We start from the raw sequence: 20,260 nt of genomic DNA, 5'->3' as shown, positions 1-20,260 counted from the left end.
GCGTGGATTGAAACTTGGATCGTCCGCAGGGTGTGGGAGATCGCTATCCCGTCGCCCCCCACGCGGGGGCGTGGATTGAAACCCTGCGGTCCACCATCATCATGGACATGCCTTCGGGTCGCCCCCCACGCGGGGGCGTGGATTGAAACCCTGAGCAACCGGACCCACCCTTGGCCCCGACCTTGTCGCCCCCCACGCGGGGGCGTGGATTGAAACCGGTCTCGACCATCACGGCCGCCACCAACGCGGAAGTCGCCCCCCACGCGGGGGCGTGGATTGAAACCTCGGGGCGTCAGTCTATGCCTGCGTAGGCCTGCTGTCGCCCCCCACGCGGGGGCGTGGATTGAAACAAAAAGGCGACGGTCTACGAGGTCTGGGACCGCGCCAGTCGCCCCCCACGCGGGGGCGTGGATTGAAACCAGGCGGCGCGCACGCTGTGGGCGGCGCGCATCTGTCGCCCCCCACGCGGGGGCGTGGATTGAAACCTCCGCCTGCCGGCATGGCTGTCCCGCCTGTTCCGGTCGCCCCCCACGCGGGGGCGTGGATTGAAACGAGTACACTTTTCCCGGCGATGATCCCGAGCAGCCGTCGCCCCCCACGCGGGGGCGTGGATTGAAACCATCATCAGGTCGAAGCCGGGCGTTTCCTTGGTGAGTCGCCCCCCACGCGGGGGCGTGGATTGAAACTGACGGTCGTGCGACGATGACGCCCTCTTCTCGGCGATTCCCGATTATGTCATCCTTCCGGTCAAGACTGGCGGAAATGCATGGGGGAAAACAGCGGATGCCGCACGATAGCAATGTGGAGGAAGGCAATTTCAACCAACGCCTAAACGAGTTGCTGTCGCGCATCTTGGCCCTGGCACCCACCCAGACCGATCCGCCCGCCCACTCCACCTGGGTCGATTGCTCGCGTCAGTCCCCGGACCTGACCAAACTGTATCAGGCATCGGAATGAATATCCTCGGGATCTCCTGCTACTACCACGACTCATCGGCCTGTCTCGTGAAGGACGGGGTGGTGGTCGCCGCCGCCGACGAGGAGAGGTTCAGCCGCAAGAAGCATGACAGCGGTTTCCCCAGCCGGGCCTTGGAGTGGTGCCTGCGCCAGGGCGGCCTGACCAGCAAGGATTTGAACGGCGTCGCCTTCTATGAGAAGCCGCTGACAAAGCTAGAACGCGCGCTGATCACCGCCAAGAATTACGGCGACAAAGCCCACGAAATGGCAGCCTGGAATCTGCGCCATGTCATGGAGGAAAGCGGTTGCCTGGACCGGGCCGTGAAGGAAGCGACTGGCTACGACCGGGGCATTCTCTACCTGGAACATCATCTGTCCCATGCGGCCTCCGCTTTCTATCCCTCGCCCTTCCAGGAAGCCGCCATCCTCACCGTGGACGGCGTCGGTGAATGGGCGACCACGGCGCTGTATTCCGGTTCGGGAACATCCATCTCCAAGCTGCGCGAAATCCGCTATCCCCATTCGCTGGGTCTGCTCTATTCCGCCATGACCGCCTATCTGGGCTTCGAGGTCAACGAAGGCGAGTACAAGCTGATGGGGTTGGCATCCTATGGCCAGCCCAAATACCAAGACCTGTTCAACCACCTGCTGACCCTGCACGATGATGGCAGCTTCCGACTGGATCAGGACTTCTTCTGCTATACCTCCAGCCGCGACCGTATGTTCAGCGATGCCTTGCCGAATCTGTTCGGCATGGAGCCCCAACATCCTGGCGCCCCGAGTACCCAGAAACACATGGATGTGGCCGCCTCGCTGCAGGCGGTGGTGGAGCGTGCCATGGTCAATCTGGCCCGCGCCGCAAAGGAGGCGACCGGAGCTTCCAATCTGTGCTTGGCTGGTGGCGTTGCCCATAACGTGGTGGCCAATACCGCCATTCGTGACAGCGGATTGTTCGAGCAGATCTTCATCCAGCCCGCTGCCGGAGATAGCGGCGGTTCACTGGGGGCTGCACTTTACGGCTATTATCACCTGTCTGGGGCGCCGCGCCTTATCGCCCCGCCCGAAACCTGCTTTGGCCCCGCCTATGACGATACCGAGATCCAGGCGGCCCTGGACAGCATGAATCAGGACTACGAGTGTTTCGACGATCCGGACAGCCTGTGCCGTCGCGTCGCCGAACTGATCGCTCACGACTTCATCATCGGCTGGTTCCAAGGACGCATGGAATTCGGCCCCCGCGCCCTGGGCAATCGAAGCATCCTGGCCAATCCGCGCAACGCCGCCATGAAGGAAACCGTCAATGCGCGGGTCAAGTTCCGCGAGGAATTCCGGCCCTTTGCACCAGCGGTTTTGGAGGAGCGGGCAACGGAGTATTTCGCCCTGAACGGCGACAGTCCCTTCATGCAGTTCGCCCCCCAGGTCCATCCGGACAAGCGTACCGTCATTCCCGCCACCACCCATGTGGACAACACCGCCCGCGTCCAGACAGTCTCCGCGGAGCGGTATCCCCTGTTCCACCGTTTGATTGTGGAAATCGGCAAAATCTCCGGAGTGCCGGTGGTGCTCAACACCTCGTTCAACGTCAAGGGCGAGCCCATCGTCTGCTCGCCCGCCGACGCGATCCGCTGTTTCCGTAATTCTGACATCGACTATCTGGCCATTGGCAGCTTCCTGGTGATGCGATGACCGATGACGACAAGGATGACGCCCGCAGGCGGGCCTCTGACTGCCTGCGAAGAGCGGCGGACGAGCCCGATCTTCCCGACTGGCTGCGTCAAGTCCTCCAACTGGCCGCCGCCGACCCCAAATCCCTGGAAATGCCCGAGGCCGAGGAGTCCGACCCTTTCAACTTCATCTACTTCCATTAGAGATCAGCCGCCATGGCCATAGGCAGGAGGGATTACCATTTTCGGCCCGAACGGGTGGAAGGCGTGTTGCGGGTGGACTGCATCGGCGATTCCATGACCCATGGGGCTGGCATCCCCTATGACCTGGCTTTTCCCGCCCATCTTGGGCGCCAGTTGAACGCCGCATTTCCCTCCCTGCTGTTCGAAACAGTCAATCACGGCATCGAAAGTGCCAATATCTGGAATAGCTGGGCCTTGCTGGAGGGGCGCTGGCAAAGCGACGCCTGTGACGCATTGGTGTTCTCTGTTTGCAATAACGACCTCAGATTTATGGAATGGTGGGGCCGTACTTATGAGAGCAGCGGAGACGATCACCTTTGGTGGGAAGGGCACAGCCAACTGGGAGGACTGCTGGACCGGATGGATGCCTTCATCGACAGAACCGGCATTCCCATCTTGGTGTTCTACTACGAAATCCGGCCGCTGCCCGCCCAGCAGATTGCAGCCATCGACCGATTGCTGGGCGGGCGGCGCTTCGCTTTCGTCAACACTGCTTCTGCATTTCGGGCCGAATTCGGAAATCTGCCCACCAATGATCTGATCCTCAGTCCATCGGATGGCCACCCATCCTCGCGGGTGCATGAAGCCGCTGCCCGCCTTATTTGCGATACCATCCGGCAGGCGAAATGGTTCTCCGCCCCCATGGCGGCCTCGGATATGTTAGCGCTCCCCCAGAAGATCATCGACGCCACCGATTCCATGATCTCCGCAGGATACGATATCAACGCCGCCTTGAACTGGGGGCAAGAAGCCCTGGATGCCAAAGAGGGTGGTCTGCGGCGTGCCGTGCCGCTGGATGCGCTCAAATCCCTGGACGCCAACCACGAATCCGCCCGCGCCGCCCTGCGGAGCCGCGCCAGTGCCTGGACCCATATGCTGACCCAGCCCCTGCGGCTGCCACCGGTGCTTGCCGCCGAGGACAAGCTTCTGGAACAAGCGGAGATATTGGACTATCTGATCCACAATTCCGAGGAGATGACCCTGGCGGCTGAATTGTCGCGGGGTGCGTCGCCCTTACTGGCCGAGCTTTCCGCTTTCGTATTGGCCGGAGCCCTGACTGCTGAGCGGATCGAAGGGGATGGCGCAGTTCTAAGCGCCGACCTGGCTGAAGCGAAGGCTCTGCTTGGCGCAATCCAGAAGGGAGTATTTTTCCCACCCGGTCTGGCCGATACCGGCTGCATCGCCCAGCGGGTGGGAGGCGAGTTGGAACATCTTCGCCATGCCATTGCACCACTGTTTTCCCGTCTCCACGGATTTATCCTGCGGCTGGAACGTCAGTTGGAGCATATCCGGCGGCTGGATGAGGACGGCTGCCCCGCCGATCTGACCGAGGCCGCGCGGCGTCGCATTGGCACCGCCCTTGCCCTACTCCACCGCCAGACCACCTTGATACGGGGGCTGGAACGCGACTGGGACGGGGCCTATTCACCCCTCTCTACCCTGATAGACGTCACCCTGGACATCGCCAATCCGGGCCACGCCATCGTTTACGAGATCCAGTTGGAAGTGGGGCTGCGGTACCGGGTTCCGGCGCGACAGTTCCTGCGTCAGGCCCAGAATGTGGCATTGAGCAAACCGAAGGAGGTCTACAGCTTCACCCTACCGCTGCTGGTCTCGGGCGATGTGGAGCTTCGCCTGATCGACCATCTGCCGGGACGAGACCTCCTCGCCCAACGCGGCGTGGCGCTGATCGGGATCACTATTGCCAACCAACGCCAGTCATCCTCCGGCCCAGAGCGGATCGAATGCGGATTCAAAGGCCGGCAGCCTGACTTTACCTTTGCCCGCATCCCTGGTGTGGTCCTAGCTTAAATTTATAGTTCTGATATCTGGTGGGGGCGGTTCCACAGGTTATTGTGCATCAGATGATGGGAGTAGTGCACAACCTGTTTAACCGAAATTATGTGGAGTCGCATGACGTTGTCACCGGTCAGGCCGAGTCGGCTGATGGGTGTCTGTGCCTTCAGGCTAGATCACATCGGCCAGGGTCTTGTCGTCGAAGTGGCGAAGAAACGACGTCAGCGCCTCGTCCACCAGGCCGCGCAGCTTGCAGTTTTCCACCGGACAGGTGTCGCAGGGCTCGTGACAGGGCAGCAGGGTCAGATTCTCCTGTTCGCGCAGCAGGCGGCCCAGATTGATCTCGTGGGGTTCGCGCCTCAGCCGCAAGCCGCCGTGCTTGCCGCGCACAGTCTGGATGTGCCCAGCTTCCGACAGGGAGCGGACGATCTTCTTCAGATGCTCGGCCGAAATGTCGTAATAGGCGGCGACCTCGCGCACGGTGACGACCCGGTCGCGCGTGTGCGACAGGAACAGCAGCAGCCGGAACGAGTAATCGGTGAATTGGGTGATCTTCATCGGCCTATCCGATTCCAATACTTTTCGGATATGGTGCTACAGCCGCCCGATCCGTTCAACGACCTTTGCCGTCAGGGCTGTAATGTCCTGGCGGCAACCCTTGGGGGCTAGATTCTCCAGGCATCCCAGCAGCTCGAACAGCACTTCCTCGCCGAACATGCCGCATTTGCCGCGCATGGCGTGGGCGAATTCGGCCAGGGCGGCGCGGTCCATGTCCTCGGCCAGCCGGCGCAACGTTTGCTGGTCCTTGTCCATCTCGGCCAGAAAGGCCGGCAGCAGGTGTTCCAGCCCGGCGGGAATATTGTGGCCGGCCAGGGTTTCCGCCCTGGGGGCGGCGTTGGTCTGTTCCGGGGGCAGCATCTCGGCCATGGCCTGAAGCAGGTCCACCCGCGAGACCGGCTTGGCCAGGAAACGGTCGAAGCCGGCCTCGGCCGCCAGCCGGCGTTCGGATTCGCCGTCGCCGGTGGTCAGCGCCAGGATGGGCGTGCGCGGCCGTCCACGGGCGGCCTCGTCGCCGCGAATGGTGCGGGCCGCCTGGAATCCATCCATCTCGGGCATGGCGAGGTCGAGAACGATCAGATTGTAGGGCAGGGCCACGCCGGCCGCCTTGGCCACCGCCTCGGCGCCGTTGCGGGCCTCCTCGATCTCGCAGCCGGTTCCCTCCAGAAAGTCGCGGAACACCAGGCGGATCAGTTCGTTGTCGTCGGCGAACAGCACCCGGACGCTGCTGGGCGCCAGTCCCTCGGGCGACGACGCGGCAGGCGCGGAGCGGGCGCGGGCGACAACGAAATCGCGGAAACGGCCGGGGCTGAGCGGCGGGCTGAACAGATAGCCCTGCACCGTGTCGCAGCCGTGGCTGCTCAGATAGGCCATCTGCTCCTCGGTCTCGACGCCCTCGGCCACCACTTCGAGGCGCATGGAGTGGCCCAGGGCGATGATGGCGTCGACCAAGGTGGCGTCGTTGAGGTTGTCCAGCATGTCGGCGATGAACGAACGGTCGATCTTCAGCACATCCACCGGCAGGGTCTTGAGGTAGGACAGCGACGAATAGCCGGTGCCGAAATCATCCACCGACAAGGTGACGCCCAGGCCGCGGATATGATCCAGCTTGGCGATGATCTCCTCGCTGTTGGCCAGCAGCAGCCCTTCGGTGATCTCGACGGTCAGCAGTTTTGGCGACAGGCCGGTGTCGTGCAGCGCCCGCTCGATGATGGTGATGATGTCGCCCTGCTGGAACTGGCGGGGCGAAATGTTGACGGCGACGCCGATGTCGCCCAGGCCCATGTTCTGCCAGGCAAGCGCCTCGCGGCAGGCGGCGGTCAGCAGCCATTCGCCGATGGGGCGGATCAGGCCCAGTTCCTCGGCCAGGGGAATGAACTGTTCGGGGCTGACCACGCCGAGATAGCGGTTGTGCCAGCGCAGCAGGGTCTCGGCCGCCACCACCTTGCCGGTCTTGACGTCGATCAGCGGCTGGAACACCAGATGGAACTCGCCCTGGGACAGGGCTCCGGCCAGTTCGTCGGCCAGACGCGAGCGGGCCTGGGCGCGGGCGTCCATGGCCGGGGTGAAGAAGCGGAAGGTGTTGCGGCCGGCCTGCTTGGACTGGGCCAGGGCGGCGGTGGCGTTGCGCATCAGCGCCTCGACGTCGTCGCCGTCGCCCGGCCACAGGCAGATGCCGATGGAGCACGAGATCAGCACCTGATGCTGCTCGATGATGAAGGGCTCCTGCAACGCCTCCAAGATGGTGCGATTGATGCTTTCCACCGTGTCGGTGTCGTGGATGCCCTGCAACACCACGGTGAACTCGTCGCCGCCGAAGCGCGCCACCGTGTCGCCCTTGGGCAGGCTGGCCTGGAAACGCCGCGCCGCTTCCTGCAACACCTTGTCGCCGATCCAGTGCCCCAGGGAATCGTTGATGTTCTTGAACCCGTCCAGGCCGATGAACAGCAGCGCCACGCGCGAATCCTCGCGTCCGGCGATCACCAGGGCCTGCAACAGCCGGTCCAGGAACAGATTGCGGTTGGGAAGGTCGGTAAGGGGGTCGTAATTGTCGCGCCGCCATAGCTGTTCGGCGGTGTCGCGGGCCTCGGTGACGTCGCGGAACACGGCGATGTGGTGCAGCACGTCGCCCGACGGATCGCGTTCGGTGGTGATGGTCAGGCAGATGCGGATCAGGTGGCCGTTCTTGTGGCGGTCGATCAGTTCGCCCTGCCAGCGGCCGGCCTGGCCGAGGGTCGTCCACAACTCCTCGTAGAAGGCCCGGTCCTGCAAGCCCGAACTCAGAAGTTTCGGCGTCTGGCCGATGGCTTCGGCGGCATCGAAGCCGGTAATGGCGGTGAAGGCCGGATTGACGACGATGATGCGGTTGTCGGCGTCGGTGGCGAACATGCCTTCGAAGGCATGATCGACAACGGATTGATAAAGCGACAGCTCGCCTACGCGATTGGAAAGGCGTTCAACCTTCCGGCGGAGGTCCGCAACGGTACTTTCGGACACATTCCCTCCCGACGGAACCTTCATTGTCCGTTCAGCATGAAGCCATATGGCGGGGCATGCAAGAGGCGAGGGGCGCACGCCAGGGATGCGCGCAAAAACAGCGATGCTGGAATCACTTCATGATGCCCGAAACCTGGATGGCGGCGGGGCCGGCGATGACCACGAACAGCACCGGCAGGAAGAACACGATCATCGGCACCGTCAGTTTGGCCGGCAGCGCCGCCGCCTTCTTTTCGGCGTCGGACATGCGGGTGTCGCGGTTCTCCTGGGCCAGCACCTTCAGTGCCTGACTGACCGGGGTGCCGTATTTCTCCGATTGCAGCAAGGTGGTGGTCAGCGACTTCACCTGAGGCAAGCCGGTGCGCGACGCGAAGTTCTCCCAGGCATGGCGGCGGTCGCCGATGAAGGCCAGCTCGGCGGCGGTCAGGCCGAATTCCTCGGCCAGTTCCGGGGCGTTCTCGCCCATTTCGTCGACAACGCGGCCCAGCGCCGATTCCACCGACAGGCCGGCATCGACGCAGATCACCATCAGGTCCAGGGCGTCGGGAAAGGCGCGTCCGATGGCGAACTGCCGTTTCTGAATGGCATTGGTCAGCCAGATGACCGGCAGATAGGTGCCCACCCCCATGGCGCCGATCAGGATCAGCGCCCGGTTCATCAGCGGCAGATGGGCGAACACGGTGGTGGCGTAGACCAGCCCGGCCGCCAGCAGCACCACCGGCAGCGCCACCCGCGAGAAGATGTAGGTCAGCGGCGCCGCCTGCCCCCGCCAGCCGGCCTGGGCCAGCCGTGATTTGAGTTCCCGCGCCTCCAGCAGGTCCTGCAATTTCAGGCGGTCGACCACGGCCCGCATCAGGGCGAGGCGGCGGCGCGGCTGGATCTTGCGACGGCCGCCCGATTGCAGGGCCGCCCGCTGCTGCGCCGACAGTTCCTGCCGCCGCGCCGCCACCGCCCGCAGCCGGCTGGCGAGACGGTCGCGCGCCATCAGCGGCAGCGCCAGCGCCAGCACCGAGGCGAAGGCGGCCACCGCCGCCACCAGCATGATCAGGTTGGGCAGGTCGAAGCTCATGTCTCTCGTCCTCCCTTCCTCACATGTCGAAATTGATCATCTTGCGCATCACCAGCAGCCCGACGATCTCGGTGACAGCGCCGGCGAACAGCAGGACATGGCCGGTCTCGGTGGTGAACAGGATGCCGATGTACTGGGGCGACAGCACCGCCAGGGCCAGGATGACGATGATGGGCAGCGAGCCGATGATATAGGCCGAGGCGCGGGCCTCGCTGGCGAAGGCCTGCACCTTCTCGCGCATGCGCTTCCTGGCCCGCAGCACGTCGGTCAGCTTGACCAGGGTGTCGGCCAGATTGCCGCCGGTCTGCTGCTGGATGGCGATGACGATGGAGAAATAGCGCAGTTCCGGAATCGGCATGCGGTCGACGGCGCGGGCCAGCACCTCCTGGAGATTGAGCCCCAGTTTCTGGCCCTCGGTGATCAGGCGGAACTCGGTGCCGATGGGATCGGGCATCTCGCGCCCGATGATGTTGATGCATTCGCCCAGCGGCAGGCCGGAACGGATGCCCCTGACCACCACGTCGATGGCGTCGGCGAACTGGGCGGTGAACCTGCCGACGCGGCGCCTGGCCATCAGGGCAACGGTCAGCTTGGGCAGGCCGACCCCGGCGACGACGGCGGCGACCAGCGCCCACGGCGGCGTCAACGCCATCAGCAGCGCCACGCCGAAAGTCAGCAGCGCCAGCACGGCGCAGGCGGCGAGGTAGTGCCAGACCTCGACATGGAGCCCGGCCTGCATCAGCTGTTCGCGCAGGCGATAGCCGCGCCGACGGGTCCGCGTCCCCTCGGCCTGCTTGAGGCGGGCCTGCACCGATTTGCGCTTGGGCAGGCGAGCCTGGCGGCGGGGATGCGAAGCGCCGCCGGCAATGGCGGCGAGGCGGCGGCGGATGCGGGCGCGGCTGCCGTGAATCAGGGTGTACATGGACCAGCCCAGAACCCCCAGCGCCGCCAGCAGCACCGTGACGATGGCGGCGATCTCGGCGGGCAGGCGGGCGAGCAGCTCAAGCATGGCTTTCGCTCAGGGCTTCGGCCAGATCGCCGTCCAGGCCGTAATAGCGGGCGCGGTCCCAGAAGGCGGGACGCAATCCGGTGGGGCGGTGGCGGCCGATGACGCGGCCGCGCGAATCCTCGCCCATGAATTCGAACACGAACAGGTCCTGGAGGGTGATGACGTCGCCCTCCATGCCGATCACCTCGGTGATGTGGGTGATCTTGCGCGAGCCGTCGCGCAGGCGCGACGCCTGGACGATCAGGTTGACCGCCGAGGCGATCTGTTCGCGCACCGCCTTGGCCGGCAGGTTGTAGCCGCCCATGGCCACCATGTTCTCGACCCTGGACAGCGCGTCCCTGGGAGTGTTGGCGTGGATGGTCCCCATCGAGCCGTCATGGCCGGTGTTCATGGCCTGGAGCAGGTCGAAGGCCTCCGGCCCGCGCACCTCGCCGACGATGATGCGCTCGGGCCGCATGCGCAGGCAGTTCTTGACCAGATCACGCATGGTCACGGCGCCGATTCCCTCCAGGTTGGGCGGCCGGGTCTCCAGCCGCACCGTGTGCGGCTGCTGCAATTGCAGCTCGGCGGCGTCCTCGCAGGTGACGATGCGCTCGGCGGTGTCGATATAGCGGGTCAGGCAGTTGAGCAAGGTGGTCTTGCCCGAACCGGTGCCGCCCGAGACCAGGATGTTGCAGCGGACCGCCGAGGCGATTTGCAGGACCCGCGCCGCCGGCTGGGTCAGGGAACCGAACTCCACCAGCTTGTCGAGCGTCAGCTTCTCGCGCTTGAACTTGCGGATGGTCAGCGTCGGCCCGTCGATGGCCAGCGGCGGCACGATGACGTTGACGCGCGACCCGTCGGCCAGACGGGCGTCGCAGATCGGACTGGATTCGTCGACCCTGCGCCCCACCGCCGAGACGATGCGCTGGCAGATGTTCATGAGCTGGGCGTTATCGCGGAACTTGATGTCGGTCAGCTCGATGCGGCCGTCCGTTTCGATATAGACCTTGTCGCAGCCGTTCACCATGATGTCGGCGATGTCGTCCCGGGCCAGCAGCGGCTCCAACGGTCCCAGGCCGAGCACGTCATTGCAGATGTCGCCGATCACCACCTGCTGCTCGGCCGCCGACAGCACCAGATTGCGCATGCTGATGATCTCGGCGACGATGTCCGAGATTTCCTCCCGCACCTGGGCCGGTTCCAGGGCTCCCAGCTCGGTGGGATCGACCGAATCGATCAGGTCGTTGAAGATGGCGATCTTGATGTCCGACAATCGCTGGTCCAGCTCGCTGGAGCGCGGCGACGCCGGAGCGGCGGCCGGCGGCGCGGCCGCTGACGGCGGCCGGTCGCGCGGCGGCTCGGCGGCGGGCTTGGAAGCGGGAGGGGCTGCCCGGCGGCCGAACATGGCGGCTACCTCTTCAGCAGCCGGTCGAGCAGGCCGCGCCCCGGCCGGGCCGTCTTGCGCAGGGCCGGAGACTTGCCGGCCAGGGCGACGACCAGTTGGTTCAGCACATGGTTGATCTTGTGCGAGCCTGCCGCCTCGCCCACCATCTGGCCGTTGTTGGCGGCTTCGCCGAACACCTGCGGCTCGGACGGAATCACCAGAAACGGCGCCACCTTGACGGTCTCCTCGAAATCCTTGGCGGTCAGCTGGGTGCGGCGCGACGCATCCACCCGGTTCAGCACCAGCCGGGCGGGATTGCCCGGACCGCGCCGGCCGGCCAGAACGTCCAGGATGGACTTGGAATCGCGCAGGCTGGCGAAATCCGGCGTGGCGGTCACCACCACCTCGTCGGCGATGCCGAGCAGATGTTCGGTCCAGTCGGCCCACAGATGGGGAATGTCCAGCACCACCAGCCCTGCCATGCGGGACGCCAGTTCGACCAGCAGGTCCAGGCTGTCCAGCGACAGGGCGGCATGGACGCGGCAATCGCCCGGCGACGCCAGTATCTGGAGATGGTCGTCGTATTCGACCATGCAGCGCTCCATCAGCACCTCGTCCAGCCGCTCGGGATGGGCCAGGGCGTCGATGACGGTCTGCTTGGCGTCGATGTTGAAGGCCAGAACCGAGGTGCCGAACGCCAGGTCGAGATCGATGTAGATCACCGTCTCCTGAAGGTGGCGGGCCAGCCCCCAGGCCAGATTCTGCGCCAGGGTGGACGAGCCGACCCCGCCCCGCGCCCCCCAGCAGGCGATGGTGCGGCCGCGGGGCGCCGCCTGCGGGTCGGCGAACAGCTTGTCCAGCGCATCGACGATCTGGCGGGCCGAGACCGGCCACACCAGGTATTCGCTGATTCCTTGTGCCATCAACGAACGGTAGAGCGCGATATCGTTGACCGAGCCGATCACCATCACCCGGGTGCCCTGGACGCAGACCTCGGCCAGATGCTCCAGCCGCGCCAGCATGGTGGCGGAATCGTCGTCCTCGACGATCACCACCTGCGGCGTCGGCGAATCGGCGTATCGGGCGATGGCGGCGGCCAGCCCGCCGGCCTGGATCGCCAGACGCGACTTGGCCAGTTGCCGGTCCTGCTGGACCTGACGCAGCGCGGCGGCGGTTTCCGGCGTGGCGGTAAAGGCATCGATGGTCAGGCGATGAATCACGATTGGCTCCGCCGCTACTTGCTGCCGACCGAGGAGGTGGAGCCCGACGACTTGGCCTCGGCGGCCGAGCCGGTGGCTTCGCCCTTGCCGTATTTGCCGAGCACGTCCGAGGCGCGGTTGGCGTCGCGGCCGCTGGTCTCGCGCGCCCGGATCAGGTCGGCGGGGTTCTGCACCATCAGCCCCATGTTGCGCTGAATGGAACAGCCCCAATTGCTGTTGGGGGCGTTGGTGTAATCCGGCGTGATGCCGCGCTCGAACTTGCCGCAATCGGGCACCACCGCCACCCAGACCGGAACCCGCACCTCGGCCGCTCCCGGCTCTCCCCCGGCCTCGCCGGCCACCGTCACCCGGATATCGGCGACGCCGCCGGCCCTCAGCCCGTCGGCCAGCGTCCGGGCGAAATCGTGCCCGGCGGCTTCCTCGCCCGGCCGGGCACCCACGATGATCCGCACCGGACCGGCGCCACGTTTCAGCGATTCGGCGGCCAGCCGCCCCAGCCGCTCGCGGTCGAAGGCGGACAGGTCCTGTCCGTCGACGCGGTCGAACAGGGCGATTGCCGTCTTCTGCTCGGCGGTGACGGGATGCGAGATGCGCTGGTCGTGTTCCGCCATGTCGGCGGCGCAGCCGGCGGCCGCCAGCAGCAGCGGCAGCAGGGCGATGACGGAGGCTTTGCGAGGCATGGCGGCGTCCTCCCTTCCCTATTGAACGATGTAGCCGAACGGACCTTGCAACTGGCCCGGAACCGGCGGGACGCTGCCGCCGCGCTTCGTATAGGTGTCTTGCAGGCGGCCGAACAGGAACCGCTTGATATCGGACGCCGGGGCGAAGCCGTCGGACGGCGTCGCCAGGGCGTCGGGGCGATCCACCGACTGCACCACGTAGGCCGACAGGATCACCACCAGTTCGGTCTCGTTGCGCTGAAAGGCGTTGGAGCGGAACAGCGCGCCCAGAACCGGTATGTCCATCAGGCCGGGCAGGCCCGAGACGTTGCCGGTCAAATCGTTCTGCAACAGCCCCGCGATCATGATGGAGCCGCCCGACGGCAGTTCCACGGTGGAGCCGGCGCGGCGCACCTTGAAGGCCGGCACCGAGATGGTGGAACTGACGGCGGTGCGGTTGGCGGTGTCGATGGCGCTGACCTCGGCGGTCATCTTGAGGCTGAGCCGGCCGGGGTCGAGCACGGTGGGGGTGAAGTTCATCAGCACGCCATACGGCTTGAACTCGACGCTGATGGAGCCATTGACGTCGGCCACTGGAATCGGAATCTCGCCGCCGGCCAGCATGGTGGCGGTCTCGCCCGACACGGCGGTCAGGTTGGGTTCGACCAGGGTGCGGATCAGCCCCTGGTTCTCCAGCATGGACAGGTTGGTGGTCAGGGTGCCGATGCCGGTCACCGTGGCCGAACCGAAATAGGACGTGGTGATCTGGCCGATGGTCGAGGTGGTGAACCCGGTCAGATCCTGATGGCCGGCCAGCCCGATCGGGCGGGTGGTGGAGACGCCGACCCCCAGTTCCTTGACCACGGTGCGCTGCATCTCCACCACCTTGACCTGAAGCAGGACCTGCTGGTCGTTGGAGATTCGCATCATGTTGACCAGATTCTCGTCCTTGGCGACGAAGCGCCGCGCCAGCGCCTTGGCGGCGTTGCCGGCGGCATCGGTCCTGACGGTTCCCGACAGGTAGAGGCTGTCGCCCACCGCCGAGACCTGGATGGCGGATTCGTCGGGCAGCACCTGGCGCAGCACCTCCCGCACCGCCTGGGAATCGATGGCCACGTCCACCTCGTAGCGGCGGAAGGCCTTGCCGGAGCGGTCGATCAGGAAGACGTTGGTCTGGCCGGGAGCGCGGCCGACCATGTAGATCTGGGTGGGCGAGCGCACCATGACGTCGGCGATGTCGGAATTGCCGACGATGACGTCCCTCACCTCGGTCGGCAGCAAGATATCGGCGGACTTGCCGACCGCCAGCCGGATCGACTCGAACACCGCCGGCATGGGGCCGCGCAGCGATGCCGGCAACGCTCGGGAAGGCGCGGCGGCGGTGCCGTTGCCGCCCATGGTCACCACCTTGCCGCGCGGCGCCGGGTCGGGCGGCGGCGGCTGGGCTGCGTCACGGGCCAGGGCCGGCCCCGTCAGCAGCAGCAGCGACATCAAGACGGCGCGGAACAGGCGAAACGTCATCGGGCGGCCCCTTCGGAGGTGACGATTCCGGCACGATTGACCTGAATGCCGCCGCCACCGCCGCCGGATGGCTTGGCCGGCCTGGTCCGGGCCCCCAGCAAGGCTTGCAGCGCCCTGCTGGTCTCGGTGTCGGAGGTGAAGCCGGCGGCATCGGCCTCGGTTTCGGCCACCGCGGCGCCGCCGGCGGCGGGCAGGCCGCGCAGCACCAGGTTCAGCGTTCCCACCATGCCGGCGGCGGTCAGAATTTCCGCCTGCTTTGGGGTGACCTCGATGGTGGCGGTCTTGCCCTGGATGGCGGCGCCGTCGCGGCCACGGGTGATCTGCTGATCGATGGCCAGGACCCGGACATCGGCGAGCACGGTCTCGGCGGCGTAGCGCTGGATCAGCAGGGTGCCGGCCGGTTCCCGGTCGCCGCCTTCCATCACCCGCTGCATGTCGGTGGACAGGACCACGTCCACCTTGTCGCCGGGGGTGATGAAGCCCGACACCGCGCTGGCATTGGTGATGGCGACAGAGACCGCCCGCATGCCCGGCGTCAGCACGCCGGCCAGCACGCCGGCGCTGTCCTGGCGGAAGGTGGCGGCGATGGCGAAGGGCTCGCCCTCGGCCAAGGCGCGGCGGGCCACCAGTCCCAGCGCCTGGGCCTTGGGGTCGTCGCCGTCGCGGCGGATCATCAGCCGGGGGGTGACGGCGGTGCTGGGCCAGGACTCGTAGCGGAGATCGTCGGCGCCGAGCACGGTTCCTGGCGAAATCTCGCGGGCGGCCACCAGCACCTCGGCCATCGCCGCCTGGGCCTGGGCCGCCGGCCCCGCCGACTGGCGGTCCAGCCAGGATTTGGCCAGAAAGGCGGTCAGGCCGGCGGCCAGGGCCGCCACCACCAGGACGATGGCTATCGGTCGCATGATACCGCCCTCACCTCGAAGTCCCCTCCTGTTCGCACCCCACACGACAATCGGCCAAATTCCCCCCCGACGCAACCGCCCGCCTCGGTGTCGGCGGAATCAGCCCATGAGGCGCGGCAGCATGGCGATGATCCACCAGTCGAGGCCGGCGGCCGCGATGGCCAGGCCGTAAGGCACATGGCCGGAGGCGGCGAGGCGTTCGCCCCAGTCACGAACCGGCCCGGACGGCGCCAGCCCGACCCGGCGCGCCAGCAGCGCCACCACCGCCAGGCCACCCCCGGCCAGGGCCATGATCATGATGAAACGGGCAAGGCCGGCCGGCCCCACCCACAACACCGCCGCCGGCAGCAGCTTGGCGTCGCCGCCACCCCAGATTCCCAGGACGAACAGCGCCGCCGCCACCGCGAACACCACCAAGGCGGCGCCGAGATGGGCCAGCCACTCGCCTCCGTCCAGTCCGGCCGCCAATCCGGCCGGCACGAACGACGCCAGCAGCAGCAGCGGCGCCCGGTTGTGGATGCGAAACCGGCGCAGGTCCGACTGGGCGGCGTCCGCAAGGGCGGCGACGAACAGCAGACCGGCGATGACGACGACGACGTTGGCGATCATTGCTTGGTCCTCGCGAAAACGCCTCCCGCGAGAGGGAGGCGCTTCGGTTTCCCCAGGCCGCGAAGCCCCAGTCTACAGCTTGCCGGCCACGGTGGTGAAGGTGCTGGTCAGGTTGGTGCCGATGGTGCCCATCACGGTGACGGCGGCGACGGCGATCAGGGCGGCGATCAGGCCGTATTCGATGGCGGTGGCGCCCTTTTCGTCACGAACCAGCTGGCGGATCAGGCTGCGAGCATAGGTCAACATGGCTTTCACTCCTTGATGGGACGTCCCGATTCCGGGTCTCCGTCCAATTTGCGTCAAGAGATACTTGGCTTCGACTTCCCGCCCCGTGTCTCATGGAAGTAGATTACCGATCATCAACCACTCAAACTGTGTATGGCTTCACATAGCAAAAGTTTTATTTGCGGCACTTTACGGATAATTTTACGCATATTGCGTTCCTTGAAAAACAGAGGGCTGGTCGCGGAGGCCCATGGATGCCTCCTCTCCCCTCCCCGCTCCGGCGTCACGGTGATAGACTGCGCCGGCCATCAACAGGGGGAGAGCGGGAGTGGCCGCCGAGGGTCCGACGCCGGAGCAGAAAGCCGACTATCTGGTGCGCAAGCTGGAACAGACCATTCGCGACAACCGGACGGTCAAGGGCATGTCGTTCCGCACTTGGCAGGCCATCGCCAGGGAAGAGATCGTCAACGCCATGCGCGACATGGAAAAGCGTCAGGTGGTGTACGACCAGACCGTCAATCGGCTGATCCTGGTGGCGTCGTCGTCGCTGGTGACCATCGGTTTCTGGGGGGCCATGGTGGCGGTCAACAGCAGCTTCGGCGGCATCGCCGCCATCGTCACCCTGGTGGCCGGCGCCGCCTTGTTCTTCGTCACCGCCGACTGGGGCATCAAGCGGGTGGCGGGCGGCTACGCCAGACGCAAGCGGGCCGAGCGGCTGGGCAATATCGAGGACCTGGACCGGCGCATCAAGCGCATGGAACAGGAGATGAAGAAGAAGGCCGACCGCCTGAAGGAGACCCAGGAAAGACTGGGAGGGATCGAGGTGTGAGATGCGGGCGCTGCCTGGGACTGATCGCGCTGTTCCTGGCCCTGGCGTCGCCGCCGGCCCGCCACGCCGTCGAGGCCGCCTTGCTGCTGGCCGATCTTGCCGGCCATCCGTTTCCGTCCGCCGAAATCAGCCGTGAACGGATCACCTACGCCGTCGATGGCCGCAGCCATGCCGCCGACCTCTATGGCGGCGAACGGCCGAGGGCGTCGCTGGTGCTGGTCCCGGGAGCCGCCGCCGCCGGCGGCGACGACCCCCGGCTGGTGGCCCTGGCCGGAACCCTGGCCCGGGCCGGCTGGCGGGTCCTGGTTCCCGACAATCCGCAAGCGCGGGCGCTGCGGCTGTCGCCGCAGGACACGACCGGCATCGCCGACGCGGTGCGTCACGTCACCCGCGATGGCGGACGGACCGCCGTCGCGGCGATCTCCTATGCTGCGGTTCCCGCCGTCCTGGCGGCCCTGGAGCCCGGCATCGCCCGGCGGGTGGCGGTGATCGCCGCCATCGGGCCGCCGTTCGACGCAAAACGGGTGGTGACCTTCTTCACCACCGGATTCTGGCGGCCGTCTTCCGCCGATCCGTGGCGGCGGCTGGACCCCAACGCCTACGGCAAGTGGGTGTTCGTGCTGGGCAACGCCCAGCGGCTGACCGATTCCGGCGACCGCGTCCTGCTGGCCGCCATTGCCCGGCGCAAGCTGGCCGAACCCGTCGCCATCATCGACGACCTGACGTCCCGTCTCGGCCCCCAGGGACGCTCGGTGATGGCGCTGCTGGACAACGACCGTCCCGACCGGGTGCCCGACCTGATCGCGGCCTTGCCCGAAGGCGTGGTCGCCGACATGGACGGGCTCGACCTCGCCCGGCGCGACCTGTCGGGCCTGGAGGCCGAACTGCTGGTGATTCACGGCGCCGACGACCGTATCGTGCCGGTCGGCGAGGGGATCGCCCTGGCCGGGGCGGCGCCGCGTTCGCGTCTTTACCTTCTGGACAACCTCGCCCATGCCGATCTTGGGGCCGCGCGGCCCGGCGACGCCGTCACCTTGTGGCGGGCGGCGTATCGTTTGCTGGAGTGGCGGGACGGCATGGAGTAGAACCCGCCCATGCCCGTTTCCCCCGTCCTCCCGCCCACTCACGACGTCATCGTCATCGGCGCCGGCGCCGCCGGCCTGATGTGCGCCGCCTCGGCCGCCGCCCGCGGCCGCCGGGTGGCGGTGCTGGACCACAACGACCAGCCTGGCCGCAAGATCCTGATCTCGGGCGGCGGCCGCTGCAACTTCACCAACCGCGACGTCGCCCCGGTCCATTACCTGTCGGCCAATCCCCACTTCACCGTCTCGGCGTTGAAGCGCTTTGGGCCGGGCGATTTCCTCGACCTGATCCGCCGCCACGGCATCGCCTGGCACGAACGCGACCACGGCCGCCTGTTCTGTGACGATTCCGCCGCCCTGATCGTCGAAATGCTGCTGCGGGAATGCGGCGCCGGCGGGGTGGAAATCCTCACTTCCTGCCGTATCGGCACGGTCGGCGGCGACGGCCCGTTCCGGGTGGAAACCAGCCGGGGAACCTTCCGGGCGCCGTCGCTGGTGGTGGCCACCGGCGGCCTGTCGCTGCCCAAGATCGGCGCCAGCGGCTTCGCCCACGTCCTGGCCCGGCGCCATGGCCTGGGAGTGGTCGCCACCGCCCCGGCCCTGGTGCCGCTGACCTTCGCCGGCGACGATCTCGTCTTGATGCGGACCCTCGCCGGGATCAGCGTCGAGGCCGAGGTCTCGCTGGGCGGCGCCCGCTTTCGCGAGGCGGTGCTGTTCACCCATCGCGGCCTGTCGGGACCGGCCATCCTTCAGATCAGTTCATACTGGCGGGCGGGTCACCCCATCGTCCTCGACCTGCTGCCCGGCCAGGATGCCCGGACCACCCTGATCGGGCGCAAGGCGGCGCGGCCGAACGCCCAGGTCGAGACCGTGGTGGCGGAAATGCTGCCGGCCCGGCTGGCCCAGTGCCTGACCGGGCGCGCCGGCCTGCTGGGCAAGCCCATCGGGCAGACGCCCAACGCCGCCCTCGCCGGTCTGGCCGGGCTGCTGAACGGCTGGCGGCCGGTTCCCGCCGGCAGCGAGGGTTACCGCACCGCCGAGGCCACCCTGGGCGGGGTCGACACCGCCGGGCTGTCGTCCAAGACCATGGCGGCCAAGGCGGTTTCCGGCCTTTATTTCGTCGGCGAGGCGGTGGATGTCACCGGCTGGCTGGGCGGCTATAATTTCCAGTGGGCATGGTCGTCGGGCTGGGTGGCCGGGCAAACCGCCTGACATCCGCCCATGCCGGCATTCCGATTCGCACCGCCATCCCCACGTTGACGAACGGCGATCATCTGCCTATGGTGAGCCCCTTTTCGGAATGGGTCCGTAGCTCAGTTGGTAGAGCAAGCGACTTTTAATCGAGAGGTCCCGGGTTCGAGTCCCGGCGGACCCACCAAATCCTCTCGGACGGAACGGCCGGATATCCGGGCTCCCCTGAACTTGCCCTAATCGTCGGAATTCTTGCGCCGGACCGCCTCCCAGTCCCTGGGCAGGATGATCTCGGCGGCCCACAATCCCTTCCGGGCCTTGACCGCCTGCTTCTGGGCGTCCTCGAACAGGCCGTCCTTGGACGCCTTGACCACGCCGGCCTGAATCAGCAGCCGCGCCACGTCGCCGTCGGGGCCGCGGCAGCGTCCCCACAACTGGCCCGACTCCACCTCGACGATATCGCAGGCGATTCCCTTGGCCACCAGTTCGGCCATGCGCTTGCGGGCCGGACGGCCGCAGGCGAATTCCTCCCTGGTCGAGCGGTTGGCGCAGATATCCTTGCGGGACGGCGCCACCACCCCGGCCAGGGCGATGGAAAGGCCGCGAATTTGAAGGGTGGCGCCGTCGAATCCCTCGACCCTGCCCCAGACGCAGGCGCCGCCCTCGGCATCCTCGGGGCAGCGCATCGGGGCGGCGAGAACCGGCGAGGGGACGAGGGCGAGGCCGAACAGGACAAGTCCGACGATCCTGGCGTTCACGCCGCCCTCCTCCCGCCGCCGCTATCTTACCGGAAGAGCGACAGGACGCCCTGTTCCGACCGATTGGCGAAGGACAGCGCCTGGATGCCGAGCTGCTGGCGGGTTT

Annotated in this window: 19 protein-coding genes, 1 tRNA gene and 1 CRISPR repeat array (1 of these 21 cut by a window edge); of the genes, 8 read left to right on the top strand and 12 right to left on the bottom strand. The window is 66.7% G+C overall.

Annotated features, from left to right (window positions below; translation table 11 throughout):
• Window positions 1-686: direct repeats of the CRISPR family, unit length 32 nt; unit sequence GTCGCCCCCCACGCGGGGGCGTGGATTGAAAC (it extends 2,820 nt beyond the left edge of the window).
• A 97-nt stretch (window positions 687-783) separates the two neighbouring features.
• The 4 genes from MTBSS4_RS21720 to MTBSS4_RS21705 are packed head-to-tail and all read left to right on the top strand — an operon-like array spanning window position 784 to window position 4,675.
• Window positions 784-957 carry a hypothetical protein gene (locus tag MTBSS4_RS21720; protein ID WP_173985471.1) on the top strand — a complete coding sequence of 58 codons (174 nt, stop codon included), beginning with the start codon at window positions 784-786 and terminating at the stop codon, window positions 955-957.
• Entirely contained in the window at window positions 954-2,642 is a 1,689-nt protein-coding gene (locus MTBSS4_RS21715) for a carbamoyltransferase (RefSeq protein WP_173985470.1), read from the top strand. The genes MTBSS4_RS21720 and MTBSS4_RS21715 overlap by 4 nt, the downstream gene beginning before the upstream one ends.
• Window positions 2,639-2,824 carry a hypothetical protein gene (locus tag MTBSS4_RS21710; RefSeq protein ID WP_173985469.1) on the top strand — a complete coding sequence of 62 codons (186 nt, stop codon included), beginning with the start codon at window positions 2,639-2,641 and terminating at the stop codon, window positions 2,822-2,824. The genes MTBSS4_RS21715 and MTBSS4_RS21710 overlap by 4 nt, the downstream gene beginning before the upstream one ends.
• Window positions 2,825-2,836: 12 nt before the next feature.
• A complete protein-coding gene (locus tag MTBSS4_RS21705; RefSeq protein ID WP_173985468.1) occupies window positions 2,837-4,675 on the top strand; it encodes an SGNH/GDSL hydrolase family protein in 1,839 nt (612 codons plus the stop codon).
• Window positions 4,676-4,831: 156 nt separating this feature from the next.
• Here MTBSS4_RS21705 and MTBSS4_RS21700 read toward each other — a convergent pair whose 3' ends face one another.
• From MTBSS4_RS21700 to MTBSS4_RS21650, 11 genes are all read right to left on the bottom strand, one after another.
• Complete coding sequence (locus MTBSS4_RS21700; protein ID WP_173985467.1) at window positions 4,832-5,218, bottom strand: Rrf2 family transcriptional regulator; 387 nt, start codon at window positions 5,216-5,218, stop codon at window positions 4,832-4,834.
• Window positions 5,219-5,254: 36 nt separating this feature from the next.
• Window positions 5,255-7,738, bottom strand: a complete 2,484-nt coding sequence (locus MTBSS4_RS21695; RefSeq protein ID WP_173985466.1) for an EAL domain-containing protein — start codon at window positions 7,736-7,738, stop codon at window positions 5,255-5,257.
• 88 nt (window positions 7,739-7,826) lie between these two features.
• Window positions 7,827-8,783, bottom strand: coding sequence for a type II secretion system F family protein (locus MTBSS4_RS21690; protein ID WP_173985465.1), 957 nt, complete (start codon window positions 8,781-8,783; stop codon window positions 7,827-7,829).
• Between the two features lie 19 nt (window positions 8,784-8,802).
• Window positions 8,803-9,792: a type II secretion system F family protein gene (locus MTBSS4_RS21685; RefSeq protein ID WP_173985464.1), complete on the bottom strand. Its 990-nt coding sequence runs from the start codon at window positions 9,790-9,792 to the stop codon at window positions 8,803-8,805.
• Window positions 9,785-11,179, bottom strand: a complete 1,395-nt coding sequence (locus MTBSS4_RS21680; RefSeq protein ID WP_173985463.1) for a CpaF family protein — start codon at window positions 11,177-11,179, stop codon at window positions 9,785-9,787. The genes MTBSS4_RS21685 and MTBSS4_RS21680 overlap by 8 nt, the downstream gene beginning before the upstream one ends.
• Window positions 11,180-11,184: 5 nt before the next feature.
• Complete coding sequence (locus MTBSS4_RS21675) at window positions 11,185-12,378, bottom strand: AAA family ATPase (protein ID WP_173985462.1); 1,194 nt, start codon at window positions 12,376-12,378, stop codon at window positions 11,185-11,187.
• Window positions 12,379-12,392: 14 nt separating this feature from the next.
• A complete protein-coding gene (locus MTBSS4_RS21670) occupies window positions 12,393-13,058 on the bottom strand; it encodes a CpaD family pilus assembly lipoprotein (protein WP_173985461.1) in 666 nt (221 codons plus the stop codon).
• A gap of 18 nt (window positions 13,059-13,076) precedes the next feature.
• The gene (locus tag MTBSS4_RS21665; RefSeq protein WP_173985460.1) at window positions 13,077-14,558 is read right to left on the bottom strand and encodes a type II and III secretion system protein family protein; all 1,482 of its coding nucleotides are present in this window, start codon (window positions 14,556-14,558) and stop codon (window positions 13,077-13,079) included.
• Window positions 14,555-15,460 carry a Flp pilus assembly protein CpaB gene (gene cpaB, locus MTBSS4_RS21660; RefSeq protein ID WP_173985459.1) on the bottom strand — a complete coding sequence of 302 codons (906 nt, stop codon included), beginning with the start codon at window positions 15,458-15,460 and terminating at the stop codon, window positions 14,555-14,557. The genes MTBSS4_RS21665 and cpaB overlap by 4 nt, the downstream gene beginning before the upstream one ends.
• Before the next feature lie 99 nt (window positions 15,461-15,559).
• Window positions 15,560-16,069 (bottom strand): prepilin peptidase, encoded by a 510-nt coding sequence (locus MTBSS4_RS21655; RefSeq protein WP_254432705.1) that lies wholly within the window; start codon window positions 16,067-16,069, stop codon window positions 15,560-15,562.
• A 72-nt stretch (window positions 16,070-16,141) separates the two neighbouring features.
• Window positions 16,142-16,315 carry a Flp family type IVb pilin gene (locus tag MTBSS4_RS21650; RefSeq protein ID WP_173985458.1) on the bottom strand — a complete coding sequence of 58 codons (174 nt, stop codon included), beginning with the start codon at window positions 16,313-16,315 and terminating at the stop codon, window positions 16,142-16,144.
• A 307-nt stretch (window positions 16,316-16,622) separates the two neighbouring features.
• Here MTBSS4_RS21650 and MTBSS4_RS21645 point away from each other — a divergent pair, with 307 nt between their 5' ends.
• The 4 genes from MTBSS4_RS21645 (at window position 16,623) to MTBSS4_RS21630 (ending at window position 19,583) form a co-directional block, all read left to right on the top strand.
• Window positions 16,623-17,123 carry a hypothetical protein gene (locus MTBSS4_RS21645; protein ID WP_173985457.1) on the top strand — a complete coding sequence of 167 codons (501 nt, stop codon included), beginning with the start codon at window positions 16,623-16,625 and terminating at the stop codon, window positions 17,121-17,123.
• Window positions 17,120-18,208, top strand: coding sequence for a hypothetical protein (locus MTBSS4_RS21640; RefSeq protein WP_173985456.1), 1,089 nt, complete (start codon window positions 17,120-17,122; stop codon window positions 18,206-18,208). Before MTBSS4_RS21645 ends, MTBSS4_RS21640 begins: the two co-directional genes overlap by 4 nt.
• A gap of 9 nt (window positions 18,209-18,217) precedes the next feature.
• Window positions 18,218-19,417 carry an NAD(P)/FAD-dependent oxidoreductase gene (locus MTBSS4_RS21635; protein WP_173985455.1) on the top strand — a complete coding sequence of 400 codons (1,200 nt, stop codon included), beginning with the start codon at window positions 18,218-18,220 and terminating at the stop codon, window positions 19,415-19,417.
• A 90-nt stretch (window positions 19,418-19,507) separates the two neighbouring features.
• A tRNA-Lys gene (locus tag MTBSS4_RS21630) sits at window positions 19,508-19,583 on the top strand.
• 49 nt (window positions 19,584-19,632) lie between these two features.
• On the opposite strand, the gene MTBSS4_RS21625 is transcribed toward MTBSS4_RS21630, so the two are convergent.
• Complete coding sequence (locus MTBSS4_RS21625) at window positions 19,633-20,154, bottom strand: thermonuclease family protein (protein ID WP_173985454.1); 522 nt, start codon at window positions 20,152-20,154, stop codon at window positions 19,633-19,635.
• Between the last annotated feature and the right edge of the window lie 106 nt (window positions 20,155-20,260).

Source organism: Magnetospirillum sp. SS-4, assembly GCF_902729425.1.
Lineage (GTDB): Bacteria > Pseudomonadota > Alphaproteobacteria > Rhodospirillales > Magnetospirillaceae > Phaeospirillum.
Note: the sequence above shows the minus strand (reverse complement) of the source record. Positions and strands in the feature narration are given on the sequence as shown.

Excerpts from the sequence above, each read along its gene's own strand:
- MTBSS4_RS21715 (WP_173985470.1), top strand. The coding sequence starts at position 954 with ATGAATATCCTCGGGATCTCCTGCTACTACCACGACTCATCGGCCTGT.
- MTBSS4_RS21720 (WP_173985471.1), top strand. The coding sequence starts at position 784 with ATGCCGCACGATAGCAATGTGGAGGAAGGCAATTTCAACCAACGCCTA.
- MTBSS4_RS21685 (WP_173985464.1), bottom strand. The coding sequence starts at position 9,792 with ATGCTTGAGCTGCTCGCCCGCCTGCCCGCCGAGATCGCCGCCATCGTC.
- MTBSS4_RS21680 (WP_173985463.1), bottom strand. The coding sequence starts at position 11,179 with ATGTTCGGCCGCCGGGCAGCCCCTCCCGCTTCCAAGCCCGCCGCCGAG.
- MTBSS4_RS21690 (WP_173985465.1), bottom strand. The coding sequence starts at position 8,783 with ATGAGCTTCGACCTGCCCAACCTGATCATGCTGGTGGCGGCGGTGGCC.
- MTBSS4_RS21700 (WP_173985467.1), bottom strand. The coding sequence starts at position 5,218 with ATGAAGATCACCCAATTCACCGATTACTCGTTCCGGCTGCTGCTGTTC.
- MTBSS4_RS21705 (WP_173985468.1), top strand. The coding sequence starts at position 2,837 with ATGGCCATAGGCAGGAGGGATTACCATTTTCGGCCCGAACGGGTGGAA.
- MTBSS4_RS21695 (WP_173985466.1), bottom strand. The coding sequence starts at position 7,738 with ATGAAGGTTCCGTCGGGAGGGAATGTGTCCGAAAGTACCGTTGCGGAC.
- MTBSS4_RS21710 (WP_173985469.1), top strand. The coding sequence starts at position 2,639 with ATGACCGATGACGACAAGGATGACGCCCGCAGGCGGGCCTCTGACTGC.
- MTBSS4_RS21665 (WP_173985460.1), bottom strand. The coding sequence starts at position 14,558 with ATGACGTTTCGCCTGTTCCGCGCCGTCTTGATGTCGCTGCTGCTGCTG.
- cpaB (WP_173985459.1), bottom strand. The coding sequence starts at position 15,460 with ATGCGACCGATAGCCATCGTCCTGGTGGTGGCGGCCCTGGCCGCCGGC.
- MTBSS4_RS21650 (WP_173985458.1), bottom strand. The coding sequence starts at position 16,315 with ATGTTGACCTATGCTCGCAGCCTGATCCGCCAGCTGGTTCGTGACGAA.
- MTBSS4_RS21670 (WP_173985461.1), bottom strand. The coding sequence starts at position 13,058 with ATGCCTCGCAAAGCCTCCGTCATCGCCCTGCTGCCGCTGCTGCTGGCG.
- MTBSS4_RS21635 (WP_173985455.1), top strand. The coding sequence starts at position 18,218 with ATGCCCGTTTCCCCCGTCCTCCCGCCCACTCACGACGTCATCGTCATC.
- MTBSS4_RS21655 (WP_254432705.1), bottom strand. The coding sequence starts at position 16,069 with ATGATCGCCAACGTCGTCGTCGTCATCGCCGGTCTGCTGTTCGTCGCC.